At 52.1% G+C, this 25,861-nt stretch carries 18 protein-coding genes; 2 read left to right on the forward strand and 16 right to left on the reverse strand.

Features of this window, described 5'->3' with window-relative positions; genetic code table 11:
* Nucleotides 1–179 precede the first annotated feature (179 nt).
* The 15 genes from AC6ESO_RS08265 to AC6ESO_RS08335 form a co-directional block, all read right to left on the reverse strand.
* Complete coding sequence (locus tag AC6ESO_RS08265) at nucleotides 180–1,565, reverse strand: ABC transporter substrate-binding protein (RefSeq protein ID WP_497090965.1); 1,386 nt, start codon at nucleotides 1,563–1,565, stop codon at nucleotides 180–182.
* A complete protein-coding gene (locus AC6ESO_RS08270; RefSeq protein WP_497090966.1) occupies nucleotides 1,562–3,442 on the reverse strand; it encodes a cache domain-containing sensor histidine kinase in 1,881 nt (626 codons plus the stop codon). Before AC6ESO_RS08270 ends, AC6ESO_RS08265 begins: the two co-directional genes overlap by 4 nt.
* 664 nt (nucleotides 3,443–4,106) lie before the next feature.
* Nucleotides 4,107–4,841, reverse strand: a complete 735-nt coding sequence (locus AC6ESO_RS08275) for a nucleoside phosphorylase (RefSeq protein WP_497090967.1) — start codon at nucleotides 4,839–4,841, stop codon at nucleotides 4,107–4,109.
* Nucleotides 4,841–5,515: a molybdopterin-dependent oxidoreductase gene (locus tag AC6ESO_RS08280; RefSeq protein WP_494818036.1), complete on the reverse strand. Its 675-nt coding sequence runs from the start codon at nucleotides 5,513–5,515 to the stop codon at nucleotides 4,841–4,843. Before AC6ESO_RS08280 ends, AC6ESO_RS08275 begins: the two co-directional genes overlap by 1 nt.
* A gap of 43 nt (nucleotides 5,516–5,558) precedes the next feature.
* Entirely contained in the window at nucleotides 5,559–6,482 is a 924-nt protein-coding gene (locus AC6ESO_RS08285) for an ABC transporter permease subunit (RefSeq protein WP_494818035.1), read from the reverse strand.
* Nucleotides 6,466–7,536, reverse strand: coding sequence for an ABC transporter permease (locus AC6ESO_RS08290; protein ID WP_497090968.1), 1,071 nt, complete (start codon nucleotides 7,534–7,536; stop codon nucleotides 6,466–6,468). The genes AC6ESO_RS08285 and AC6ESO_RS08290 overlap by 17 nt, the downstream gene beginning before the upstream one ends.
* Nucleotides 7,533–9,029, reverse strand: a complete 1,497-nt coding sequence (locus AC6ESO_RS08295) for an ABC transporter ATP-binding protein (protein ID WP_497090969.1) — start codon at nucleotides 9,027–9,029, stop codon at nucleotides 7,533–7,535. Before AC6ESO_RS08295 ends, AC6ESO_RS08290 begins: the two co-directional genes overlap by 4 nt.
* A gap of 76 nt (nucleotides 9,030–9,105) precedes the next feature.
* Nucleotides 9,106–10,158, reverse strand: coding sequence for a BMP family lipoprotein (locus tag AC6ESO_RS08300; RefSeq protein ID WP_497090970.1), 1,053 nt, complete (start codon nucleotides 10,156–10,158; stop codon nucleotides 9,106–9,108).
* Nucleotides 10,159–10,452: 294 nt separating this feature from the next.
* On the reverse strand, nucleotides 10,453–11,055 hold the full coding sequence (locus tag AC6ESO_RS08305; RefSeq protein WP_494818031.1) for a sigma-70 family RNA polymerase sigma factor: 603 nt from the start codon (nucleotides 11,053–11,055) through the stop codon (nucleotides 10,453–10,455).
* 107 nt (nucleotides 11,056–11,162) lie between these two features.
* Nucleotides 11,163–13,916, reverse strand: a complete 2,754-nt coding sequence (locus AC6ESO_RS08310) for a discoidin domain-containing protein (protein WP_497090971.1) — start codon at nucleotides 13,914–13,916, stop codon at nucleotides 11,163–11,165.
* 10 nt (nucleotides 13,917–13,926) lie between these two features.
* Nucleotides 13,927–15,393, reverse strand: a complete 1,467-nt coding sequence (locus AC6ESO_RS08315; RefSeq protein ID WP_497091076.1) for an ABC transporter substrate-binding protein — start codon at nucleotides 15,391–15,393, stop codon at nucleotides 13,927–13,929.
* A 130-nt stretch (nucleotides 15,394–15,523) separates the two neighbouring features.
* Nucleotides 15,524–16,396, reverse strand: a complete 873-nt coding sequence (locus AC6ESO_RS08320; protein WP_497090972.1) for a carbohydrate ABC transporter permease — start codon at nucleotides 16,394–16,396, stop codon at nucleotides 15,524–15,526.
* 1 nt (nucleotide 16,397) lies between these two features.
* Nucleotides 16,398–17,270 carry an ABC transporter permease subunit gene (locus tag AC6ESO_RS08325; RefSeq protein WP_494818028.1) on the reverse strand — a complete coding sequence of 291 codons (873 nt, stop codon included), beginning with the start codon at nucleotides 17,268–17,270 and terminating at the stop codon, nucleotides 16,398–16,400.
* A 139-nt stretch (nucleotides 17,271–17,409) separates the two neighbouring features.
* Complete coding sequence (locus AC6ESO_RS08330) at nucleotides 17,410–18,714, reverse strand: response regulator (protein WP_497090973.1); 1,305 nt, start codon at nucleotides 18,712–18,714, stop codon at nucleotides 17,410–17,412.
* Between the two features lie 27 nt (nucleotides 18,715–18,741).
* The gene (locus tag AC6ESO_RS08335) at nucleotides 18,742–20,568 is read right to left on the reverse strand and encodes a sensor histidine kinase (protein WP_497090974.1); all 1,827 of its coding nucleotides are present in this window, start codon (nucleotides 20,566–20,568) and stop codon (nucleotides 18,742–18,744) included.
* A 235-nt stretch (nucleotides 20,569–20,803) separates the two neighbouring features.
* On the opposite strand from AC6ESO_RS08335, the gene AC6ESO_RS08340 reads away from it, so the two are divergent.
* Nucleotides 20,804–21,784: an aldo/keto reductase gene (locus AC6ESO_RS08340; RefSeq protein WP_497090975.1), complete on the forward strand. Its 981-nt coding sequence runs from the start codon at nucleotides 20,804–20,806 to the stop codon at nucleotides 21,782–21,784.
* Between the two features lie 517 nt (nucleotides 21,785–22,301).
* On the opposite strand, the gene AC6ESO_RS08345 is transcribed toward AC6ESO_RS08340, so the two are convergent.
* On the reverse strand, nucleotides 22,302–24,551 hold the full coding sequence (locus AC6ESO_RS08345) for a peptidase G2 autoproteolytic cleavage domain-containing protein (RefSeq protein WP_497090976.1): 2,250 nt from the start codon (nucleotides 24,549–24,551) through the stop codon (nucleotides 22,302–22,304).
* 314 nt (nucleotides 24,552–24,865) lie between these two features.
* Here AC6ESO_RS08345 and AC6ESO_RS08350 point away from each other — a divergent pair, with 314 nt between their 5' ends.
* Nucleotides 24,866–25,774: an amidoligase family protein gene (locus AC6ESO_RS08350; protein ID WP_497090977.1), complete on the forward strand. Its 909-nt coding sequence runs from the start codon at nucleotides 24,866–24,868 to the stop codon at nucleotides 25,772–25,774.
* The last annotated feature ends 87 nt before the right edge of the window (nucleotides 25,775–25,861 follow it).

Genomic DNA, 25,861 nt, shown 5'->3' on the forward strand with positions numbered 1-25,861 from the left:
CCACTAACGTTCATGGTTATTCAGTTCGCTATGAAGCGATAACTGCTGCCTTGGAACCTATGCCATCAACAACGCCCTAATCCCACCATTCCTTTAAGTTACACCTATTATAGTTAACAAGGAAAAATATTACAATTTATTTATAGGCAAGACATCTGCTACCGCTACTGTTACTGCTACTACTTCTTATCATCTTCTGTAGCAGCTTCATTGTTCGCCGATTGCTCCGTCGATTGCTCCTTACTAGACGCCTCTAGACCTAGAACAAGCTTCCGCGCTTCCGCCCATCTCACATTGTAGCTCTGGAAGGATGTCTTCAAATCCGGCGCTGCGATCCACTCCTGAATGTAATCACCGGACCAGAACGCCATCTGCGCCTTCGCCGAAATATTCAAGAAATCATCGCTCGGCGGCTGCCGTTCGACGAAAGTTGGATCAAAGGTTAGAAACTGCTGGACTTGCGGCAGCTGGGACGTCTTTGTCGTATCCACCGGCAGGAACCCGGAGTCGTCGACATACCCAGACTCCTTCACGAAGAAGTTCACCCATGCTTCGGCAAGCTCTTTATTTTCGCTGAATTTGCTGACCCCGAGAAACCAATCCGGGCTGAGCGGCGCATACCGCTTCGTCGTATTATCATACGGGAATGGGAAGAAACCAAGATCTTCGGAACTCCCGCCTGCTGCAATCACTTGATTGATGACCCAATTGCCCAGGAAATACATGCCCGCATTTCCTTTGGCCACCTCGCCTTTGGACATCTCCCAGTTGTTCGTAAACAGGTCCTTCTCGACGTAGCCTTTATTAATTAATGTTTTGACAATCGTAATCGTCTGCCCCCATGGATTATCCTTGGTGAACGGCTGATCGGACGCCGTCATCTGGTTCAAGTAATTGGCATTCCCGGTCATGTAGCTGACTAAATTCTCACCCCATGACGACATCGGCCACTGCGCGCCATAGTTTAAGTAGATCGGTACGATACCCACACGCTTCAGCTTGGCGCATGCCGCATAGAACTCCTCTAATGTCGCAGGCACCTTCGTAATGCCGGCTCTCCGAAAAGCCGTTTTATTGTACACAATACCGTCCGTTGATGCACCTGTCGCAATTCCGTACCGCTCTCCGCGATAGGATTTGAAATCGGCAAACCGCGTATGCTCGAAGAGACTGTCATTAAGCGGCTCAAAATAATTAATCAAATCCTCATTTGGCAGGTTGTTCGGCAGCAGCAGCACATCGCCCAAGCTCCGCGTCGACAGTCTGACGATAATATCGCTGGCATAGTTGGTCAGACCTTCGAACTCGACATGTGCACCGGGATGCTTCGCTTCAAATTTGTCCGCGTACTTCTGGAAGACACCATTCTCCACTAGGTCAATCCGATTCGTCAGTACCGTAATTTGCTTCTGGACCTCGCTGTTCTCCTCATTCTGGCTCGGCGAGGGCGGCGGGGTTTTGTCTGCGGTTTGATCGGATGCGCAGCTTGTCAGCATAGAACTGCAGAGCGCAGCAGCTGCCAACGCGTATAGGATACGCTTGGCTGTTAGAACCGGCATCTTCATTCCATTTCTCCTCCCACGATCGGCAGCTGCAGCATCACTTGTGTCCCCATGCCGGGCTTACTCGTGACCTGAATGCCGTAGTTTGCGCCGTAATGCAATTTGATCCGTTCATTCACATTCCGCAGTCCAATTCCGGTTCGATGCGAATCCGAATAACCGCCCTCATGCGTCAGCACTCCGTTTAAAGTACCGTTCAAACGCTCCAGCGTCTGCTCGTCCATCCCGATTCCGTCGTCGGTGAGCTGAACGAAGACAGCTTGCTCCGTCTTCCACGCTGACGCCTCAATAACCATCTTCGGTTTGTTATCGTCCATGCCGTGATAGATCGCATTCTCAACAATCGGCTGAAGCACCAGCTTAATCAGCGAGTAGTTCAGCAGCTCGTCGGGCGCATTCACCCGCAGCTCGAAACGGCCTGGGTAACGGTAATTCAGAATGTCCACATAGTACCGGATATGGTTAATCTCGCTGCCAAGAATGACTTCTTCATGAAGATCACTGATGCTGTAACGCAGCAGCTTCCCGAGAATCGCCAGCATATCCGCTGCATCCGTATCATCATTAAGCTCAGCAGCCATCCGAATCGACTCTAGCGTGTTATACATGAAATGCGGATTGATTTGGCTTTGCAGCGCATGCAGCTCCGCTTCCTTCTTCTTCGTTTCCATCAAGTAGATGTCCCGAATGAGATCATCAATACGCAGAATCATGCGGTTGAATTGATGGCCAAGCTGTCCGATTTCATCGCGGTGTTTGACTTGGAATTGCACGCTGAAGTCGCCCTCCTGCACCTTCCTCATCAGCTTCATCATCTTCCGCAGCGGCTTCGTCAATGCGAATGAGAAGAAGATCGAGATAAGCAGCGCAATGCCAATTGTTAAGAACGTGAGAATCCACGTCACATTGCGAATGACCGCCGTGTTGCGCGTCAGCTCCTTCGCCGGGATGGACGTAATCACTTTCCAATCCGTATGCGGGGAAGTGGTGAAGATATAGAGATGCCGTTCACCATTTTCCTCCAAATAGAAACTACCCTTATCCCCTTGCGCCATCTTCACCATCGGCATGTCGCTAATGTTCGTGGCCAGCAGCTTCTTATCGCTATCGTAAATCACATTGCCGAGCGCATCGAATATGAACGATTTGCCGTGCGTGACCCCATCGAATTTGACGATTTGGTCCTCGATTACGTTGATGTTGGCATCCACCGCGATTAAGCCGATATCATGCAAGGATTTGTCGATGATCTTGCGGACCACGGTAAACGCATAGCGGGTGCTTTTCAAATTACTCGTATATTTCTGCGTGCTGATCAGCAGCGCTTCCCCTTTGGAATCCGCTGTGCGCTCCATCCAGTACTGATAGCTTTCCTTAATGTTCATGCGGATGCCGCCGGACTTCGTCGAATAGTAACCGTTTCCATATTGATCGAAAATATAGACCGACGTAGCGCCGCGCTTGATCGTATTGATAAACGAAATATTCCCTTCAATGCCGCGTTGAATCGCCAGCAGCAAATCAAAATCCATCGGCGGCGCGCCGCTGTTCTCATCCGAGGAATATTGCGCGCGCTGTTCATGGTATTTGCCTGACTTGATCAGGTTTTGCTTAATATCATCCTGATAGGCGGGAATGGAAGAAATCCGGCTCATATCGTCGATATAATCATCCACGCGGTCCATCATATTGCCCAGCATCGTAGTGGAATAGGCGATGGTGTTCTGCTCAATCGAATCCGAATAATTGCGGAAGGAAACCGCCCCAATAAACGTAAGCGGCAAAGTAATCAGCACCAGGAAAACAAGCAGCAGCTTGCGCTCCATCGGCATATCGCTAAATGCGGAGAATAGTTGTGAGAACCGCCTAATGGGATTCATATATGCGCTGAACGCTCCTTCTGCTTCACGTCTTGATGCACCACCTCACTCAATATAACAGAGAGGAGCAGAAGCGGACAAACATTCATTTCTCGCCTGCCTAACCCTGCTGGAACACATTATAGATGAACTGATGCTAACTCACCTTAGGAGATTTCATGCTAATCGACCTCAGACGAACTCAATGCAAAATTCATGCTAACCAACCTTTGACGCGCCCATGCTAACCAACCTTTGACGAGCTTAGCTAACCAACCTTTGATGAGCTTAGCTAACCAACTAACCAGCCTTTGCACGCAGTAACTGGAATCTGATGCCGTGGTTCCACACTTATGGTCCTTGAAGGCCACATTTACGCGAAAATGGCCACTGTAAAATTCTAACGAACCGTGGGGGCCTTATTTAGGGGGAAATAGCCCCTTTTAAATTCTAAAGAACTGTGGAGGCCTTATTAGGTGGAATTGAAGCAAAATAGCGACATTTGAGCTCAAATAAGACCTGTAGGGTTCGTTAGATTTTTAAAACGAGTCATTTGGCTAATATAAGACCTCTGTGGTTCGTTAGAGTCAACGCCCCCGCGATTACCGCTTCCCCTTCCACACGCGCGCAACCAAAAAGCCGTCCCAAAAGTCGCACAGCGACCTTTGAGACGGCTTTCCATTTACTATCGAGCTTCTCCCGCCAGCATCACAACAGCGCGCAGCGATGCGGCGATCTCACGCTCGACGGCGTCCGCTACCACTTTCGTGTGCGGGTCGTACACTTCGGCAAGGTCGCTGTCGGCGTAGCCGTCCAGCGCGACGATAGCGCCGGCACGCGCACCGCGAAGGGTCGCGACAACATACAGCGCGGCGATCTCCATCTCCACGGCTAGCGCGCCCGCTTGCTTATACTTGCGGTGCGGAATCTCTTCCACCCCGGTGAAGAACGCATCCAGTGAAACGGTGATGCCTTTCTTCACAATGCCTTCGCTCTCCTGCGCCGCGGCATACAGAGCGCCGACAACATCGCTGTCGCCGACGGCCGGGAAGCCGTCCGGCACGAGCTGGCGGGTCAGTCCCTCTGCACGCACCGCAGCGGTACTGACGATGAGGCTGCCCGCAGGATGGTCAGCCGAATACGAACCGGCCGTGCCCACGCGGATCAGCGTCTTCACGCCTGCGCGGATCAGCTCCTCGAAGCAGACCGCTGCTCCGGCAGAGCCGACGCCATGGCTGGTAACCAAGATACGTACACCTTCGATTTCACCGGTGAACGTCCGATATTCACGGCTGAACGCCAGCTCTCTGGCATTGTCCAGCTTCTTCGAAATCAGCTCGGCACGCTTCGGATCGCCGCATACAATCGCGTAATCCGCCGCATCCTCACTGTGTATTTGTAGGATAGGCATAAGTGTCATTAGTCGAAGTCCACATCTTTCCACAAATCTTCCGGGAGACCTAAATCTTCCCCGGAGAACCGTTCCTCACGGAAGGGATCAGCCACGTTATGGAAGCCGTTACGCTCCCAGAAGCCCGGACGATCTTCTTTCATAAACTCAATCCCCGTGATCCACTTTGCACTCTTCCAGAAGTACAAATGAGGAACAACAAGACGGAGCGGGTAACCGTGCTTAGGCGTCAGCGGCTCACCGTCGAACAAGAAGGCGAGCAGCACATTATCATTCAGCATATCTTCGATCGGCAGGTTCGTCTCATAGTCATTATCCGCATGGATCATGACGTAGCGCGCTTCCGGTTTCACGCCGAGCAAGGGCAGCAGGTCTTTGAACAGAATGCCATCCCATGTCGTATCGAACTTCGACCAGCGCGTCACGCAGTGAATATCGCACAGCACCTCGGATTGTTTCATCGCTTGCAGCTGCTCCAGCGAGAATTCCATTTCCTTCTCCACTTCGCCGAAGATGCGAAGCCTCCAGTCCGGCAGCGAATAATTCGGCACTTCCCCTTCATGCAGAATCGGGAAGCGTTCTGTTAAAGCTTGGCCCGGCGGCAGACGATGCGCTAGCGAAGGATCCACAACTACTTGCGTGATCGGTTTCGCTTTCTTCAAGCGTTCTGCTTTATTGTTCACCTCGATTACCTCCTTGAGCTTGAGCAATTCAATTTCAATTCCATTAACGGGAGCTTTCGTTCGCTTTGCGCGCTTCCGCAAGATAGCTCTTATCCTTGAAGAAGAACATCATCACAAGCGTCACCACATAAGGCAGCATCATTGTAAAATGGGTCGGCAGCGCCAGACCCTGCAGCCGAATACTAATCGCATCCATGAATCCGAACAATAGGCTGGATGCGCCAACGCCAATCGGATTCGATTGGCCGAGCATCGTCGCAACGAGGGCGATAAACCCCCGGCCTGCGGTCATATTTTCCGTGAACATCGTCACTTGTCCAAGCGACAGCTGCGCGCCGGCCAATCCGCATAATACGCCGCAGATCAGTACAGCACCATATTGAATGCGTTTGGACTTGATACCGATGCTGCGCGCGGCAACCGGATTCTCGCCGACAGCCAGCAGCCGGAAACCGGACACGGTTCGGAACAAGAAATATTGAAAGACGAAGACGAGCAGGAATGCGGCATACACGAGCGGTGAATGCCCGGAGAGAACCTCGCCAAGCCACGGAATATCCTTGATCAAAGGGATATCCCATCCCGGCAAACCTTGCATGTTCTTATCGTAGTATGCGCCTTTAACATTGAAGATCGCTCGCAGACTAAACGAGGTTAAGCCGAGCGCCAAGAAGTTAAGCGATATCCCGACTATTATAACGTTCGCCTTAAGCTGGATGCTCAGATAAGCAAAGATCATCGAGAACAGCATGACGCAAACGACCGCAAAAGCGACAGCCAGCCACACATTGCCCATGAGGTAATTGCCGACGATTGCGAAGAAAGCGCCGAACAGTACAAGCCCTTCCAAGCCTACATTAAACAGTCCGACGCGCGAACAAATCGCGCCGCCGAGTGCGGCAAGCAGAATGGGTGTCACCATTCGTAGGGCAGAGTTAAACAGTGAAGCATCAAGTAATTGTTCCACCTTGGGCCCTCGCTTTCCTGCGTTTTAAGAAGCCGTAGCTTAATTTTGCCGAGACGAAAAGAATCAGCGTAGCCTGGATGACACTCGCAATCTCAAGCGGCACCTCCGTATTACGCTCTACGCCCATGCCGCCGGTTTGCAAGGCAGCCAGCAACAAGGAAGCGAATGCCGTGCCAAGCGGATGCGAACCCGCGAGCAATGTCGCCATAATCCCTGACCAAGCATAACCTGGCGTGGACAGCGAGCCATCCAAATAGCGGTACTGCGTGCCGAGTACTTCTACTGCACCGGCCAAACCGGCGAAGCCGCCGCTTGCGATCATGCTATACAGCATCAGCTTGCCGCGCTGCACGCCGCCGTAAGCGGCGAACAAAGGATTGTTGCCAAGCATGCGTGTTTCATAGCCGCTCACCGTGTATTTCATGTACAGATACAGCAGCAATGCGCCTACAATCGCAATAATAAATCCGGCATGCAGACTCATGCCATGAAACAATTTAGGAAGCCAGACGCTTTGATCGATCATCTTCGTTTGCGACATTGCCGCCGAACCGGACGTATCCTTCAGCGGATAAGCAACCAAATAACCGGCAAACAAGGAAGCAATGTAGTTGAGCAGCAGCGTCGTAATAAGCAAATTCATGCGGAATTTCGCATCCATCCAACCGGCAAAAGCAGACCAAACTCCGCCTGCCAGAATACCGGCAACCAGTGCCAGTATGAGCCTGTACCAACCGGGACCCGGAACGTAAAGGGCGGTCAATGCCGCGCTCAGCCCGCCAAGGATCATTTGTCCTTCTGCGCCGAGATTAAAGAATCCCGCTCGGAAGGCAAGCGTCGCGCCTAGTCCGACTAAAATAATCGGCGTTGCTCGGGACAGCGTATTCGTGACAAAGTAGAAGCTGCCGAATGCACCCTTCCACATCTCGGAGTAGGTTTCCATAATGGATCCACCAACTAGCGAGATGGCAATTGCGCCAATCAGCAAGCCAAGTATGACAGCGATAACCGGCTGGAAGAGCGAGCCTGCAAATTGGGTGAGTTTACTTTTCAAGCCTGCTTACCTCCTGCCATCAATAAACTAATCCGTTCTTCAGTCGCTTCGTCTGCACGCAGCTCGCCCACGATCCGGCCTTCATTCATGACCAGGATACGATCAGACAGCTTCAAAATCTCCGTCAGCTCCGACGAAACGAGCAGAATAGCGCCTTTCTCATTCCGTTTCTTGATCAGCTCGCCATGGATGATCTCCATCGCCCCAACATCGACGCCGCGCGTGGGCTCAGCCGCAATAAGAAACGGTGTCCCTTGTGCCAGCTCTCTGGCTACGATCAGCTTCTGCAGATTGCCACCGGAGAGAAACTGCGCTTTCGTATCCGGCGAACCGGTCTTGATCTCAAATTGTTTAATCCAGCCTTCTACCATGGAACGAATGCTCCGTCCACGCAGAATGCCGTAACGCTGCTCTCTGCGGGCATGTCCCATTACGCCGTTCTCTACAATGGTAGCATCCTTAGCGGCTCCCCATTGATAGCGGTCCTCTGGAATATGCGCAAGCCCAAGGTCCCGAATCTTCCGAACCGGAGCTCCAGTAATCTCCTTGCCTGCAAGCATGACTTGGCCGCTGCCGATATCGACAAGACCCGCGATCGCGCCAATCAGCTCCGATTGTCCATTGCCGGAAATCCCGGCAATGCCGACGATTTCCCCGGCTTTGACCGATAGGTTCACATCGTTCACAAGCGGCTTCCCTTTATCGCCATTCAGTATAAGCGACTTCACTTCAAGTACTGCCTCGCCTAGATCAGGCGCTGTACGCGTCATTTCCATCAAATCGCGGCCCACCATCAGCCTTGAGATTTGATCAACACTGGTATGCTTGGCATCCACCACGCCGGTCACGCGGCCATCGCGAAGCACCGTAATCCGGTCCGCAACATCCATGATCTCTTGCAGCTTGTGGCTGATGATAATGAAGCTTTTCCCTTGCGCAGCGAGACGTTTAATCGAGATAAGAAGTTCCTTCACTTCAAGCGGCGTCAGTACGCCTGTCGGTTCATCCAGAATAATAATGTCCGCACCTTGATGAAGCACCTTCAAGATTTCAACGCGCTGCTGCACGCCAAGCGAACAAGCCGAAGTTTTCTTGCGCGGGTCAACCGGCATCCCATACAAACGTGACAGCTCTTCTACCTCTGCAATCGCAGCCTTGCGGTTAAAGCCGATACCTGAGCTTGGCTCTCGGCCGATAACGATATTCTCGGCTACCGTAAAAGAGGGAAACAGCATGAAATGCTGATGCACCATGCCGATTCCGCTGCGAATGGCATCCGAAGGTGTAGTGAAAGATTGCTCGACGCCGTTAATCCTAATAGAGCCGCTGGTCGGCTTCTCCATGCCGTACAGAATGCGCATAAGCGTGGTTTTGCCAGCGCCATTCTCGCCGACTAGCGCATGAATTTCACCTTTGTTCAGCGTAAAATGGATCTCGGTATTGGCTTTAACAGGACCGTAAGCCTTCGTTATATTCTCCATGCTAAGCAACATTCGGCCGTTCTTCTCCTCTCATACCGTCTAAATAGGAAGAAACCGGCTGTATGTTCATACAGCCGGCAGGGTAACATTATGGGTTCAGCGGGTTCTTAACAACCAGTTTGCCGGATACGATATCATCTTTGATTGCTTTTACTTTATCGACGGTTGCTTGTCCGATAAACGGATTCAGAGGAGATTGGCTGTCTCTTGTTACATAAGTAAGACCAACGCCATCTTCTTTCAAGCCGTAATCGACTGCGCCGTAAGCAAAGTTACCTTCTGCAAAAGATTTAACCGTTTCATATGCAACTGTGTCAGTCCCTTTCAGCTGAGCAAGGACAACGTGCTCTGGGTCAACGCCAGTGTTGTCGATGTCTTGGCCGGAAGTGTAGAAGCCTTTCTCTTTCGCAGCTTCGAACACGCCAAGGTCGCCTACAGCCGATGCGCCTGCGATGAAGTCAGCGCCTTTGGAGAATTGAAGCAAGGCAAGCTCTTTCGCTTTCGCCGGATCAGTAAATCCGCCTACGTAGTTTACAAGCATTTCTGCATTAGGGTTCGTGTATTTCAAGCCTTGCGCAAAGCCTTCCGTATATTTCTTCAGAAGCGGCGCGTCGATTGCAACGACCATGCCGACTTTATTTGTTTTCGTGGAAAGACCTGCAGCTGCGCCCAAGAGGTACGATGCTTCGTACTCACGGAATACAACGCTGCGTACATTGGGAAGGTCTACTACTGTATCGATGATTGCGAATGGCTTATCCGGATTCTCGGCAGCCACTTTCTTCAGTGCGTCTTCCGCTTGGAAAGTAGCGGTAATAATCATATCGTAGTTCTCGGCAACGGTCGAACGAAGGTTCTGCTCGAATGCGGCAGGGTCCGTCGATTCGATCGTTTTCACTTCAACATTAAACTCTTTGCCCGCTTTCTTGAAGCCCTCGTCCATTTGTACGAAGAAGGCGTTAACGCCGATTTTCTCTGGAAGAACAAGTGCGACTTTCTTAGTAGGAGCTTGTTCACTTGCATTGCCCGAGTTGCCCGCGTTAGTCGAGTTATCGGCCGTGTTGTTCTCTTTCTTACCGCATGCGACGAACAATGAAGACATTAAAATAAGTACTACAGCAAGCAGAATCCCTTTTTTCATCTGTTTCTCTCCTAGTCTTATGTGTAGTCTCTCTCTAAATTGCTCAAACCCCATCAAAAATCGACAATTTTCGCGCAATCTGTATGGATATTATACCGCTATGTACCAGAATTGGCTATCCATAAATACGGCAATCCGATATGTAAATATTACGTAATTCAGGCCCAAACCACCCCATAGTATCCCAGAACTGGATACTACCTATACAAATCGCTCAAGATCACACCGAAACGGGCTAAACGGCACAAAAAAAAGCGTGTGAATGAGTCGTTCCATTCAAACACGCTTTATCGTTTAGAAGAAGCTAAACAACAGCAGAGAATAGATGAGTAACGTCTTGCCCCAGCGTTTCTTCATAAAATCTTTCCCGCGGTGGATGCGCGACTTCACTGTATTAACCGGTATATTGTTCGCGAGGCCGATATCCTCCATCGACATCTCCAGCACATAACGCTGATAGACGACACTTCTATATTTATCGGGCAGCTTATCGATAAGCTCCGCCATCTTCGACGAAAGCTCGCGTTCGATCACTTCACCTTCCGGAGAGAGCGAGGCATGCGGAATGACATCATGGAGCGAGAGCGCTTGATCGGACTGGGCTAAGACAGGCTGGTCCAGCGGCAGGGGAGGGGTTTTGCGGCGGCGAAGAAGATCCAAGCAAATGTTCTTCCCAATATGGAAAATCCACGTCGAGAATCGTTTATTCTCATCAAAGCGGTTCAGGTTCAAATACACCTTCAGAAACGTTTCCTGAACGACATCCTCGGTATCCGTCTTGCTGCGAAGTATTCGATGTGCCATACGGGATAGTTTATCCTTGTAGAGCTCGACCAATTTGTTAAAGGCCGTTTCATCGCCTTGCCTCGATAACATCACTAATTGCGCTTCATTCACGGCAATTCTCCTTTGCCACCCGTCATCCGTCTTATCTCTTATTATAACAGGAAAAAGAAGAAACGCATCTGTAAAAGCATGCGTTTTTGTGACGATATCTGACGAAATCACGGTCCATACACTTCAAATTCGGAAATTTGAGCCGCCGGCCAGCCTGTGTTGCCCTCTACGATGAGCTTCACATAACGGATGTTCGCTGCATCCAGCGCAATTTCAACCGTATTCTCTTTCGAGGGATCGAAGGTGTACGTGCTTAGCGCTTTAATTTCAACATAGCGCTCGCCGTCTTCACTGCCTTGCACGGCAATCGTCTGATCACGTGCTGCCCATGCGTCAAGCGGCGGCAGTTTTAGTACAATTCGCTTAACTTGTTTCTTCTCTCCTAGATCAACGGACAGCGACTGCGGGAACTTATTCGAAACACTCTCCCAGTACGTGAATGGATCGCCGTCTCCGGCCAGCTTCGCGATCAGCTCCGCATTCGTGTTCGTACTCGTCTGAAGCTCATGCCCCTGAGCAAGATTCTCCAGTACCCTTACCTTCTTGAACGGCGAATCCTTTATCGGACTTACGTCATCCGAAGGCGTGAGCGAGACATAGGCTGTCATTTTGCCGCCCATGCTGGCAATGAAGTCCACCATCAGCCACTCGCCTGATTCAGAAACGGGCAAATCGGCGATCTTCTTGCCTTCTGCCTCATAAGCTGCGGCATGGGCATGCTTCCAGCCTTTCATCGGCTTGATCCGCAGCGTCGTGTCGGAACCGATAGGCTGATAGACGCGAATTTCCTCGCCGCCGCGAACCTCGGCCAAATAATGCTCACCCGGATCAAGCTCGTACCCGTTGTATCTCGCATAGCTTCCTGCCCGTACTTCTCCGGAAACCGAAGCAATATCGAATCCACCTGCTGTGAGCGTCGTCTGTTCATCCATCGCATAAGGCTTCTGGGTATCCCAGTTCGCCGTCACAATATGAGTCCCGAAATCCGTCCTCGTCGTAGTCGCGTCCACCGCATCATAGCGCTGTACAAGAGCATCGGCATAATCGGCAAGCACGTACTTCTGGAATACACCGATTAGACTGATCCATGGATTCGTCGTACCGGTATATAAATCGCCGCTTAAGTTGTAACCCATCGCCGCATTCCAGCGAAGCATATCCTTATTGTCCGTCATCGTCTCCGCAGCAAGATCATGCTGATAGAGCAGCACCTTATCGCGCAGCAGCATGCTGGCAAGCGGATAATAGTCGGTATAAGAAGCGGTATTCTTCCTGTAGCCAAGCAAATCCCACAAGTAGTTCGTTCCCATGAATCCGATGCTGTTATCGGCGAGCACATCAATGCCGTCTTCGGTATACATCCGATGCTTGGAGGAGGCAAAATAATGCTGAACGCCTTCAAAATAAGCGGACCAAGCATCCGTATCCTCAGGCTGCTGCTCGCCTGCCGCGAACGGTGCGTTGCGAATTCCCCATTGATCTTCGAAAATACCATCCACGCCGGCATCGATCAGCTTCTGATGTTCTTCTGCTATCCGCTTCGTCACGAAGGAATGATTGAGGTTCATCACATAGCCGCTATGCTCGCCGTAGTCTTCCTTAAGCAGGGTACCATTTTGCTGCTCCACCACGATGTCTTCCAGCTTCACGCCTTCCGGCAGTTCCGCTAGTGTAGGAGAATGTACGCCCCACCAAGAGAAGTTCGTATACGGCACAACCTGATTGCCTTTCGCCTTCGCATCTGTAATGAAAGCTTCAAGCGCATCCTCTCCGCCCCACTTCGGATCGGCAGGCAAGAAATCCGGATAGTTCTCATCATGGCCGCCACTCTGGAAGCCAACAAGATGAAGCATTCCGTTGTAAGGCAATTGATCCACATAGCTGCTCGTCAGCGTACTCCACTTTTCTTTGCCCAAGGCCGAAATATCCAGCTTCAAGAGCGGAAGTTCAGCGGTGTGCGCCTTCGCATTGCCTAGTTTACTGCCTAGCGACTGATACTGGTCAATCCCGTTTAGCGCCCGATAGCTCGCGATGGAATCGGTATAATCTCCGCCGATTTCAAGCACTACCGTTGGACTTTGCCAGCTCGCTCCCGCTTCCGTCCACACGTTATATTGATGCACGAATGCACTCTTGCCTGCATCGTCCGCTTGATTCTTGAACCCAAGTTCTGTCGTCACGACGGGCTTGGCATTCGAGTTCAAATCATACAGTGCCACATTGCCGCCCGCTGTGCGCAGCGCTGTATAGGAAGCGAACATCACACCGGGATATTGCCCTTCATAGGCATTGTTATCCGTGAAGAAAGAAGGCTTCAGCTTCACGCCCGGCAGCATCGGAAGCAGTCCGTCAACCACGGAATCCGCCGCGAATTTCAGCTCGTAAGGAAACCGAAACGACTGCAGCGTGTCATTCGTACCGTTCTTTACCTCAGCTTGAAGCTGGATGCGATTGCTCTTATCGAAGCTCGCGGTCACATCCACTGCAAGCTTGCCGCCATAATGCAGCAGCAGCTCCGAATGTCCGCTCTTCCACTCATAGTCGAATTTTGCAGCGCCTAAACTGTTAATGGAAGAATTATCTTTCAGAAATGCCCACCACAGCGCTCCTTTACGGTTGCCTTGCATCACCTTGCTGCCTGTGCTTCGGTCCTTGATATAGGCGATTCCGCCGGCGTCCCGTTGAAAACCGATTTCGTAGCTGTCATTGGCAAGCACGAGCAGGCTGCCGGTTTCCTTGAAGCTTACGGGTTGTGAGGTAAACAGATCTTGTCGGAGGGAGATAAGGGACAGCAGCGCTACCGTAAGTAGCGCTGCTGCGAGGAAGATTCTTGTTCGAGATTCCGGTTTCCAGGCCGCCATAGAACGGGACCTATTCAACCTTGATTGTGTTGTAGAACTTTTCTTGCATGTTTTTCGCTGCTGCATCCAGCTCTGCTTTCATGTCGACATCTTTCTTCGAGAAGATTTCTTGCACGACATTGGTCATTGCCGCGTAGTAATCTTGCGTGTTGAACTGCGCTTCCGGTTTACCGTCAAGCAGGCTCATGATTTCCGGGCTGTATTGGTACACGTTGTCGTATTTATCGTAAACCGCTTTTACCTTCTGACCGTATTCGGAGTTATCGTTGTAGTACTGGATAACCGGCGGGATGAAGAATTTGTTGTCGGTTTTGCGTTGTTTGATGCTTTCTTCCACGGACTCCAAGCCTTTATCGGAGAAGTAGTCGAACGTTGCGTAGTTGAACGCCATTTCTTGCTCTTCTTTGGAAGCATTCGGATTGATAACAAGGAAGTCGCCGCCGAGTACGCCTGTGTGCTTGCCGCCTTTTTCCGCTGCGGGCATCGGGTACACGAGGATGTCTTCCGGCTTCATGCCGCCTTGGTTCAAGCCTTGGTCAACCGGACCGTCCGGACCTGCGATAACCATAGCTGTTCTGCCTTGCGCGAATGCACCTACCGCATCGCCCCAGCCAAGTGCGAAGTCCTTCGGAATTGCGCTGGCTTCCCAAGCCAGCTTGTGGTAGAACTCAAGCGCTTTAAGACCTGCTTCGGAGTTGAAGGCTGCCGTTACTTTGCCGCCGTCAACCGTTTGAATTTCGCCGCCTGCTTCGAACAGGAAGTTGGTCCAGTTCCAGCCTGCTTCATTGCCTTTACCCATTGGAGCGATACCGGAAATCCCTTTCTTCGGCTCGGCAACCGCCTTCGCCGTATTCAGCATGTCGTCCCAAGTCCAGTCGAAGGATGGAACAGCAACGCCTTTGTCCGTCAGCATTTTCTTATTCACGACTGTGCCGGTTACATAACCTTGCTGCGCAATACCGTACACTTTGTCGCCGATAATGAATTGATTTTGCAGAATCGGGTTCATTTGGTCTTTGAACTCATAGTTGTTGAACAGCTCTGTGATATCTGCTGCCCAGCCGCGCTCGGCAAGGAATTTGCCTTCTGTAGCGTAAGTATTGAACAGTGTAGGCGCTTCGTTCGCACCCATTTTGATCCCGATTTCGTTCGGGTTGTACTGCCATTCGCTCTTCACGATCTCAACGTTTGGATATTTCTCTGTGAAACGTTTGATTTTGTCGTCTTCAAGCGCTCTCTTCTCCACCAAATCCGGTGTTGGGTAGTAGATGCTGATCGTTACTTTAGCAGCAGGTGTTTCTTCCGCAGCTGTGTTATCGCCCGTGTTAGCCGCTGTATTCGTGCTGGTATTCGATGAGGCCGCATTGTTCGTCTTTCCGCTGTTCTCGCTGGTGTTGTTGTCGTTCGAGCTTCCGCATGCCGACAGGACGCCTGTCATTAGAAACATGCTCGCCAGAATGAATGAAACCTTACGCATCTTACGCATGTTATATCCCCTTCTCACGTTTATTTACCTTACACGCTCATCATAATAGAGGCGCCGAGAAAGCAGAATGTGTATTCCTATGTCGATCATGTGCAGGTCTACGATTACGATGTAACCCTTTCTATCCTTTGACGCCGCCCATATGCAGCCCGCGAATGATAAACCGTTGGAAAATCAGGAACACGGCAATCGGCGGCAGCATGACCATGGTCAGCATCGCAAATTTCACGTTCGTATCCAGCCTGCGCACGTTAATGACGTAATTATAGATCGCCGTAGCGAGCGGGCGTTTCTGGTCGGTATGCATCACGAGCGATGGCCAGAACCAGTCGTTCCATGCCGTGGAGAAGACGAAGATCGCAAGTGTCGAGAAGATCGGCACCGACAGCGGAATCGCAATCGATACGAACAATCTGAAATCCGATGCCCCGTCGATGCGGCCCGCTTCGAACAGCTCATGGCTGATGCCGTCGAAGAAGTTCTTGAGCAGCAGCAGGAAGAAAGCGTTCGCCCCGGCCGGGAGCCAGAACGCTTGGAACGTATTAAGCAAGCCCAAATCCTTCAGGTTGACGAAGTTTGGGATGATGTACGTCGTTGGCGGGATGAACAGTGCCGCCAGGAAGAAGAAGTTAATCGCCCGATTGTACGGGATATTGAGCCGCGACAAGCTAAAGGACGCCAAGCCGAGCACTAGAACCGTAACAAACATATTGCCGCCAAAAATAATCATCGTATTCCGGAAGAAAAGCGGCAGCTTAATATAGTTCCATCCCTTGGAGTACGTCTCCGCCTGCCAGGTCTGAGGAATAAAATGCGGCGGGAACGAGTTGACCTCCACATTGGATTTGAAGCTGTTCAGCAGCGTAACTAGTATCGGATAAAGCATCGAGCAGACCATCGCTGCGATGACGAGCAGCATGAGGCCATAAACCAGCTTATTGGATGTTTTCTGCAAATCATAACGGGATAGTATACCGCGGTCATAGCTCTTCATCTTAGTTCACCTCTCTGCTGGAAAGTCGGTGCTGAAGGACGGCAAGTCCGCCGAGCACGAGGAACATGAGCACGCCAAGCGCGGATGCCGCACCGTAATCAAGCCTTGTGAAGGCGTATTTGACGATGAGCAGCGCATAGGTCAGCGTGGCATTGTTCGGTCCGCCGTCTAGCATAGCGAACTGCGACTGGAAGCCTTGAGAGGTGGCGATAAGCTGCAAAATAAGCAGCAGTACAACCAGGTTGCGAATAAAAGGCAGCGTAATATGCCGAATTCGGTTCCATACGCCGGCGCCGTCAATCTCCGCCGCCTCGTACAGATCACGCGGAATACTCAGCACCGCTGCAAGATAAATCAGCATCGCAGCACCGAATTGCTGCCACGTTTCCATAAAGACGAGTGAAATCATCGACCATTTCGTATCGGTCATGAAGGAAATCGGCTCAAAGCCGGCTTGCGTAATGGTTGCGTTGATCGGACCGACAGGATCGTACATCCAGCGCCATAGCCCGTACAAAACCACGACCGGGATGACGTTCGGCAAATACGCCGCAACGCGCACGAAACCCTGGAACCGCTTCAGCTCTGAAATCGCAATCGAGAACACGATCGGTACCCAGAAGCCGATCAATAGGCAGAGCATCATATAATACAGCGTGTTCTTCACCGCTGTCCATACATCTTGATCATGCAGCACGGTCCGGAAATTATCGAAGCCGACAAACGTATTGCCTTTGACGAAATCGACCTGATAGAAGCTGTACACAAATCCTTTCACGATCGGCATCCATAAGAACAGAATGAAGATGACAGCTGCCGGTACGACGAACAAATAACCCCAAATATGTTTTTTAAACCGCGCGGACGTTCCCATATGGTCCCCTCTTTCATGTTGTAGCCTTGAAGAAACGGCTGCTTCGCTTGGAAGCACGCCGTTTCTACTTGCCTACTTTCATTCTAGAGAAGCGGGTGATGGCTGAACATGTGCAGTTCTATGGGGATTATAGGCGATATTACTTCTTCAGCTCCGTTGGGCTTACGCCGAAATATTTTTTGAAAATTTTACTGAAATGCTCCGGCGATTCATAGCCCACCCGCTCCGCGATCTCGTACCTGCGAAGATCCGTCGTGAGGATCAGCTTCCGGCTCTCTTCCATGCGCAGCTTGATGACATATTCCCATAAATTATGGCCGGTGTTCTTCTTGAACAGATAGCTGAGGTAATTCGGGCTGACATGGTTCTTCTGCGCCACCTCATGTAACGTAAGCCCCTTCTGGGCATAGTGTTCATCGATATAGTTCTTCGCTTTCTCGACGATAATGTTGTTCTGCGCATCCAGCTCCTCAACCGTCGGATCCTGCTTCGCGTCATAACGGCTCCAGTTGAAGTCGCCATAATAGAAGACGCTCAGCTCCTTCTGGTCGCGATTCCACCTGATCGCCTTCTCCGCCTGTTCACCGAGCTCGTTTAAGAATTGAACACCTCTTAGCACTTGGCTGATGCCGATGACGCAGCTCATGCCAAGGTACTTCGTAATGTTGAACTGCAAACTGCGGCCCAGCATGTCAAGCTGGTTGATCCGCGATGTGCCGCTATCCTCGAACCGCTTATCATCCCACTGAATAATGATGCTGACCTCATCCTCCGGCGAATAGAAGGCGACCGGATTCCATGCTTGATCGAGCAGCTCCATCGCAATATTGAGGGCCGCATATTGCAGCAGCTCCGAGGAGCGGCTTAGCTTCACGCGCAGCACGGAGAAATACGGCCCCGTGAGAACGGTGGCATGTTCGTACTTCAACAGCACTGCGGTTGCGAGTGCCTCGGACTCCGTCGTATCGGTGAGCAGTTTGTTCAGCAGTGCCATTCTTTGGGGCGAAGGCTGCTCCATGTGGAACTGCTCGCGAAAGCCTGCCAGCAGCTCATCCTGCGATGGGCTTGTTTTGTTCGTGTTGAGCAGCACGTTGCGCACTGAATCGAGGAACTGGTCGCTGTTCAGCGGTTTAATGAGGTAATCCTTCGCACCGAGCCGGATCGCCAGCTGTGCATATTGGAACGTCTCATGGGCGGAGATGATGATCGTCTGCACCCAGGGCTTGATCATTTTGGCTTGATGCATCAGTTCGATGCCGTTCATTTCGCCCATCTGAATATCGGTCACGAGCAAATCGATGTCTTCCAGCCTCAAATAATCCATCGCTTCGTAGCCGTTATGCGCGACGTACAGCTGGGATATGGCCAGACCTGATGACATGAGCAGACTGCTCAGTCCTTTACAAATTAACGGTTCGTCGTCTACAACCAATATGGAATACATCTCGTGAGGTTCCCTCCTGGCTCTTGCTTATATCGTCGGACCCGCGGCCGCATCGCCGCTTTCGTCATGGCTGCGCGGCAGTATAATGACAACGCGCGTTCCCCGTTCTTCCCGCTCCTCGTAACGAATCCCGAAGCTTTTGCCAAAATGAAGCCGGATCCGCTGATCCAAATTCCGGATGCCGTATCCGATGGCCGGATCGCCCTTCTCTTCGTTCAGCAGTCTGTGAATGGCTTCGAAATCGACCTTCTTGTAGCCGTTATCCTCGACGCGGATGATGATTTTGTCATGGTCCAGAAGCGCGCCCGTTATAATAATTTCGCCGTCTTCGCCCATGTTGCGGACGCCGTGAATGATGGAATTTTCAATAAGCGGCTGCAAGGTGATTTTCGGAATCAGGTTGTGCAGCAGCTCATCCGGTATGTTCCAGATGACGTTAAAGGTATATTCATAGCGTTTCTGCTGCAGCTTGATGTACGCCTTGGCATGCTCCATCTCGTCTTCGAGCGAGATGAGCTCCCGACCGCGGCTTAAGCTGATCTTCATCAGTTTGGACAGCTCCTTGATCATTTCCGCGGATTCGGAATTGCCTTCCAGCGTGCTTTTCCAATAAATGCTCTCAAGCGTGTTGTACAGGAGATGCGGATTGATCTGTTGATATAACAGCTGGAGCTGGGACTCCTTCTCCTTGATTTCCATCTGGTACTTGTAATGAATTAGCACATTCAGCCGCCGCGCCATGTCATATAAGGAAGAGATGAGTACGCCGACCTCGTCTTTACGCCCTTTGCCCGGTGTCTCCGGCACCCGCCTGCCCGGCTCGTAGGAGCGGACAAAATAGGCCAGTCGCTGAAGCGGTGTCATGAGCGAGCGCCAGAAATATAGGATGACGATGATGCCGAAGATGGTGTACACGATTGAAATGAGCTGGATGACGCGTTTGAGTTCATTTTGCTGCTGGAGCAGGGAATTGACCGGGATCTTATACACCAGCTTCTGCTGCAGCAGATGATTGTCGTTAATGACGTAGATAAATTCCGGCGTGATGATGTTGCTCATGCCATCCGCTTCATCGAGTTTGATTCCCGCCGCTTCGGGCGGAAGCTGCAAGGTCGTGCCAATCATGCCCGGCGTGGTCGCCGTCAGCACCCGATTCGCGGAATCGGTAAAATAAATCTCGCCGTCGGGCAGCGTTACACTCTGAAACGACTCTCCAATCTTCTTATCCATCTTCGTAGCTACCAATACGCCGATGACGCCGTGTCCGTTCGAGATGTTGTTAACGGAACGCACGTAAGCCAGCGTTGTCTGCGTGGAGAAGCCGATGTTGTTGCGAATCAGCTTCATATAGCCTTCGCCTTTCTTCTTCACGGCCTCGTCGAACCATTCCGGCTTGTCGCGGTTGGAGAAGAAGTACACCCCTGTCTGCGTCATGGGGATTTTGGGCGCAAAATAGTAGTAGTCCTCCGGGTCGTAGACATAGAGGCTGTAGTAGACCGCTTCGCCGCCATTCACGCTGATCGAGTAGCCTGCGATGAGCTTATCGAGCTTCGAATACTCCTGCACCCGTTCGAACACGGTCTCCCCCGGTGCCGGGACGAGCTGCTGGGTGAGCGGGTTTTGAATGATCGTCGTGGTGATTTTATTGACGGTATCGATATCGCGGCTCAAGAGGGCCATATTCTGTTTGTTGAGCTCCACGTAGGCATTGGTCACATGGCGCTTCAGAATGAGCTCCGCCCTCGTGTTCCCATACCACTGCAGCAGTAGAATCGGACTGACCATGATAATAAAGAGTAAAATAATTTGCTGTCTCACGTTCATCCGCGTGAGCGGGTTCGTCATATGGGCCATCGGAACAGTCTCTCCTTCTCGCGTTACTGGTACTATACCAAGTTGCGCCGCGCGCGCGTATGGCTATTCTTATGGATGTTAGGTGCAGATCTATCGAGATTACCGCTATACTTTTGATTACTATATATACCTTGTATCATTACGTATCAATATTTTCACTACTTTTATTTTGCAAGTAGCTGCATCATAATGAAACAGGAGCTCGACCATTCCATATGAAATTCTGGAGGAACCTATGACGCAGAAACTTATTCCGTTACAACGCCGTAATATAAACGCCAGCCAGCTCGTTCTCGGATGCATGAGACTTGGAGGCGACTGGAACGCCAACAGCCCGATTACCGCCGAGCATTACCGCGAAGGCAACGAAGCGCTCGATGCAGCGCTTGAGATCGGTATCAACATGTTCGACCATGCCGACATTTATACCTCCGGCAAAGCGGAGCGCGTTTTCTCGCAGCTGCTGAAGGAGCGCAAGGCGCTTCGCGAGGAGATCATCATTCAATCCAAATGCGGCATTCGCTTCGGCGATGAGAGCAATCCGCATCGTTTTGATTTCTCGGCGGATTATATTTTGGACAGTGTGGATGGCATCTTGGAGCGCTTGGGCACGGAGTATCTCGATATTCTGCTGCTGCACCGTCCTGATCCGCTTGTAGAGCCGGAAGATGTAGCTAGTGCGATCCATGCACTGAAAGCATCCGGCAAAGTACGCCACTTCGGCGTATCCAACATGAGTCACGGCCAAATTCGTCTGCTGCAAGCTTATAGCGACGAGCCGTTCATCGTAAACCAGCTCGAAATGAGCCTGCACAAAATCGGTTTCTGCGACACCGCCGTCAGCGTGAACCAAGAAGCTTGGCGCGACAATGTGTTCCCGGAAGGCACAATGGAGCATTGCCGCCTGGAGAACATTCAGCTGCAATCGTGGGGACCGCTTGCGCAAGGCCGCTACTCCGGCGGCTCCTTGGAAGGCCAAAGCGAAAGCGTAGTGCAAACTGCCGCGCTCGTGGCCCAGCTTGCCGAGAAGCATAACACGACACGCGAGTCTATCGTCCTCGCATGGCTGATGACGCACCCATCCGGCATCCAACCGGTCATCGGCACCATCAACCCGCAGCGCATCCGCGCCTGCAAAGACGCCGCCACCCTTCGCCTCTCGCGCGAAGACTGGTATCGCCTGTACGTCGCTTCGCGCGGCGTGAATTTGCCTTAAGTGATTGAGCCGGAGAGAACCGGCGCGCACGCAATTGCGCTGCCGGTTCTTATCGGGTTTTTTTTGTTGGTGGAGTTCGCGAGGAGGGGGCTGAGGGGGGATAGCCGCTTTCGGCGAGAATTGTTGGGCGGTATAGTGCCAACTTTGGTGGGTTTGCGGAACTGTAAGCGGAATAGCCGCTTAAGGCGAGATTTATGGGCGGTATGGTGCCACCTTTGGTGGGTTTGCGGAACTGTTAGCGGAATAGCCGCTTACGGCATGATTTATGGACGATATGGTGCCACTTTAGGTGGGTTTGCCTACTCTCAGAGCGCTGTAACGCCTGTTTAGTTATGTTCTCAGAGCTGAGAGTTCAGTTTCCGAACTCTCAGCTCTCTTTTTGGCGATTTGCGTTGCTGAGAGTTCGATTTCCCGACTCTCAGCGCCTCGCACGCTGGGTTCGCCATGGCTCATAACGACAAAAAGCCCTGCCACAATCAAAGTAGCAGGACTTTCTACAAGCTGCAGCTCCTTAACCTTACTTCACGAATATCCGCACCTGATTCGGCCCGGTCCGCTTCATGACGCGATAACCCGAAGCGGCTGAAGTTGCTATCCCTTCTTCATTAGGCTTGCAGTAGCCCCCTGGCATACAAGTGCCATCATCCCGAACGAGCAGCTTGCCGACCACGCCGACAGCCACCCACTCCGGACGCTGCGAACGCGGCACATAGTCAAACGCCTCGTTCCAATCCGGGTTCAGCATGGGCTCTGTCTTGATACCGGCAGGTCTCAGTACGTTGCCCGCACTATCAAGCATTTCGGGCACATCCACCTCATGGTACTGGATGCGGTCCCATTCGTCCGTAACGAACAGCTTGTGCCAACGCAAATCGCTGGAATCCGCTAGGACGGCCGGACGAGCGCTGACAACGCCGAGGATGTAACGGTCTGAGTCCGTTGCTCGGCGGATTTTATCACAGTCCTGATCATCAAGCGTGACAAAATATCCAACATCGATACCAAGCCCGTCTGCCGTTTCGAACATCTCGGCATAATCGGCCGCGTTCGGTGAGCTGACTGTGCCATCAAGGTACAAATTGCCGGTCAGCCCTTCAATAACGGCCGAGTTCAAGGTTGGCCCCACCACGAGTCCATTAGCCAAGTGCCAAGAAAACGGAAATCTGGTTGTTCCATTCTGCCCCATAATGTGAGCGCCAACATGAGACATATCAACAATCGTATTACTACCTTCTGCATGAGATACCGCAGCGAACGCTTTCGTGGAGGACCCTTCCGCGTGTGAAGCTTGGCCACCTGCAAGTGTATCGGCTCCTTCTGCATGAGAATAAGGACCATTCGCGCTGGTACCGATTCCTTCTGCGTGAGAGAACGGCCCGCTCGCATTGGTATTTGCCCCTTCCGCATGTGTGCCTGGACCGCTCGAGGTCGTTTGAAAACCTTCCGCATGCGCGGCCGTTCCGCTGGCCATGGTCGTTTGACCCTCTGCGTGTGAAAAAGCGGCCATTGCCCTTGGCCCGGGCGCAACGGTAAAATCATTCGTTCCACCTTCCGCATGGGCAGCGAATCCTGTCGCCATCGTACCTACGCCTTCTGCATGCGAGCTATCACCGGACGCGACATTTGGCGCGAAATTACCGAGTGAATCCACGGCGCCGCCTTCGGCATGGGAAGCTCTTCCGCTTGCTGTGTTACTCTCTCCCTCGGCATGAGAAGCCTGACCGCTGGCTATAGAATCCGCGCCTTCAGCATGCGCATAAACTCCGCTCGCATTTGTTCCTATGCCTTCTGCATGGGAGAAACTCCCTCCGGCATTCGTATTGGCGCCTTCCGCATGCGCACTGGGTCCGCTTGCGGTAGTTTGGAAACCCTCCGAATGAGCGGCCGTTCCGCTGGCGACGGTGGTTTGTCCCTCCGCATGGGCAAAGGCAGCTGTCGCACGAGGGCCGGGAGCTATCGTAACATCTACCGTTCCGCCTTCGGCATGCGAGCCGGCTCCACTTGCCTCCGTTCCTATCCCTTCAGCATGAGACGAAAAGCCCATAGCTTGGTTAGGCGAAGGATTGCCGAGTAGATCCACGCCTCCGCCTTCCACGTGGGAAGCCCGGCCGCTTGCCGTATTTCCTTCCCCTTCCGCATGCGAGTTCAAAGCAAGCGCCTGCGTATTGCTGCCCTCCGCGTGAGCTGCACCGCCTCCGGCTATGGTCTGAGACCCTTCTGCATGAGCGGCAGCCGCAGCCGTTAAGGTCTGATAGCCTTCCGCATGGGAGGCATCTCCATTGGTTGTGGATTGATAGCCCTCCGCATGCGAGGTATCCGAGTTGGCTGTCGTTTGAAAGCCTTCCGTATGGGATGCATCTCCATTAGAAATAGTTTCCCTGCCTCCGGCATAGGATGCAGAACCGTTGGATACGGATGAAATACCTTCCGCATGCGAAGCAAGTCCATTGGATACACTCAGATAACCTTCTGCATGGGAAGCTGCACCGTTGGCAACAGATGAACTTCCTTCCGCGTGGGAGGCTACTCCGCTCGCAAAAGTTGCCGTTCCTTCCGCATGGGCTGTATCCGCCACCGTTTGCGTCTGATAGCCTTCCGCATGGGAAGCTCCTCCTCCTGCCGTCGTCCCGCTTCCTTCCGAATGTGAAGCATCGCCGTTTGCGGTTGTTTGATACCCTTCAGCGTGGGAAGCCGTCCCGTTCGCGGTTGTATCACGACCCTCCGCCTCTGAGCATTCACCGACTGGATTTTGATTGCAATCCGCCATCGCATTCACTCCTTTTCCATAGAAAATAATAGCCTGACATCGAGATGGATAAGCTCCTCTCATCTATTAATCTATGTGGAATGCGCCAACTAGCTTGGACAATTACGCGATTCGGGACAGCCCCGGTGTACGCTCTTCTAGGTAAGAAGGAATGGATCGCCGCCAGCGCGAATACTGTAGCGATATCCAAATCCATCAGGAGGCGAGCTCGCGATGCCTAAACTGAAAATCCCCCGGTAAGCCCGAGGTCCACCTCTTCCCTTTCGGAAGTATGAGCAAGTAAGACTCATCATACAAACGAGAGGAAGATCGCAATGTGGCCCAAAACAGTAGATTGGAAACAACTTAAGTTCGGCGTTGAAATAGAGTTTATAGGCGGTAAACCTGCAGAGCTTGCGCTGTTGCCCGGCTGGGTAATGTCTTTGGATGAGCATCAATTAGATGAAACCGGCATCGAGTCCGGCAGTGAACTGAAGCCCCCTCCAATGGTGTGGGAGGAGCGGGATCAGATTCGCATCATGCTAAGCCGACTTCAAGCACAGGGGGCTACGGCCAATTGGAGCTGCGGACTTCATGTGCATATCGGGATCGAAGCATGGGGAGAACAAATGGTGCTCCCACTCCTTGATGCGGCACTGACCTATCAGGAAACGCTGAAGGCCTTGCTGCAAACGAGCGAGCATCGCCTGCTCTTCTGCCCTCCAGTGACGACAGCGATGCGCGAGCGATTCGCGGTAGATCCATCCGCCCATGCCGTACACAACTCTGGCCGCCCGCAGTCTCACCGCTGCGGCATCAATGTAGCCTCTTGGTTCGATATCGGGACGGTAGAATTTCGTTATGCCAATGGCAGTGTGCAGGTTGACGAAGTGCTGCATACGATTGAGCTATGCCTTCGATTCGTTGCCGCAATCGGAGCGGGAACGGGGCTGCCGCTTGAACAACAGCAATTCGCCCTTGCCCTCCATGCACCGGTAAATGGTTATCCCGCTTCAATTCCCGTGCCTCGTTGGTATCAGGAGCGAATTTGGCTGGAGAATATGCTCATTCCTATCCTAGAGCCGGTTGCCCAGCAGCTTGTGCCGGGCGGTGAGATTCACAACATACTGCCGGTGTCAGATGGGCTGTTGGTGGTCATTGAGAACCCTGATGGCCGCCTGCAGCAGTACATCATGGATGCCCCTGCCGATGGCTGGCAGCTAAAACGCCAGCTGACAGACTAGAGCCAGCATAACGAAGCAAAAGAAGCTAGCCGCGATAACCGCGGCCAGCTTCTTTTCGCGTTCGCGGTTGTTCCGAAAAGTAGTACA

The organism is Paenibacillus rhizoryzae, from assembly GCF_059686995.1.

What these genes read in the sequence shown, in the direction of transcription:
- AC6ESO_RS08265 (WP_497090965.1), bottom strand. Translation starts at nt 1,565, where the DNA reads ATGAAGATGCCGGTTCTAACAGCCAAGCGTATCCTATACGCGTTGGCA.
- AC6ESO_RS08270 (WP_497090966.1), bottom strand. Translation starts at nt 3,442, where the DNA reads ATGAATCCCATTAGGCGGTTCTCACAACTATTCTCCGCATTTAGCGAT.
- AC6ESO_RS08275 (WP_497090967.1), bottom strand. Translation starts at nt 4,841, where the DNA reads ATGACACTTATGCCTATCCTACAAATACACAGTGAGGATGCGGCGGAT.
- AC6ESO_RS08295 (WP_497090969.1), bottom strand. Translation starts at nt 9,029, where the DNA reads ATGTTGCTTAGCATGGAGAATATAACGAAGGCTTACGGTCCTGTTAAA.
- AC6ESO_RS08300 (WP_497090970.1), bottom strand. Translation starts at nt 10,158, where the DNA reads ATGAAAAAAGGGATTCTGCTTGCTGTAGTACTTATTTTAATGTCTTCA.
- AC6ESO_RS08310 (WP_497090971.1), bottom strand. Translation starts at nt 13,916, where the DNA reads ATGGCGGCCTGGAAACCGGAATCTCGAACAAGAATCTTCCTCGCAGCA.
- AC6ESO_RS08315 (WP_497091076.1), bottom strand. Translation starts at nt 15,393, where the DNA reads ATGCGTAAGGTTTCATTCATTCTGGCGAGCATGTTTCTAATGACAGGC.
- AC6ESO_RS08320 (WP_497090972.1), bottom strand. Translation starts at nt 16,396, where the DNA reads ATGAAGAGCTATGACCGCGGTATACTATCCCGTTATGATTTGCAGAAA.
- AC6ESO_RS08325 (WP_494818028.1), bottom strand. Translation starts at nt 17,270, where the DNA reads ATGGGAACGTCCGCGCGGTTTAAAAAACATATTTGGGGTTATTTGTTC.
- AC6ESO_RS08330 (WP_497090973.1), bottom strand. Translation starts at nt 18,714, where the DNA reads ATGTATTCCATATTGGTTGTAGACGACGAACCGTTAATTTGTAAAGGA.
- AC6ESO_RS08335 (WP_497090974.1), bottom strand. Translation starts at nt 20,568, where the DNA reads ATGGCCCATATGACGAACCCGCTCACGCGGATGAACGTGAGACAGCAA.
- AC6ESO_RS08340 (WP_497090975.1), top strand. Translation starts at nt 20,804, where the DNA reads ATGACGCAGAAACTTATTCCGTTACAACGCCGTAATATAAACGCCAGC.
- AC6ESO_RS08345 (WP_497090976.1), bottom strand. Translation starts at nt 24,551, where the DNA reads ATGGCGGATTGCAATCAAAATCCAGTCGGTGAATGCTCAGAGGCGGAG.
- AC6ESO_RS08350 (WP_497090977.1), top strand. Translation starts at nt 24,866, where the DNA reads ATGTGGCCCAAAACAGTAGATTGGAAACAACTTAAGTTCGGCGTTGAA.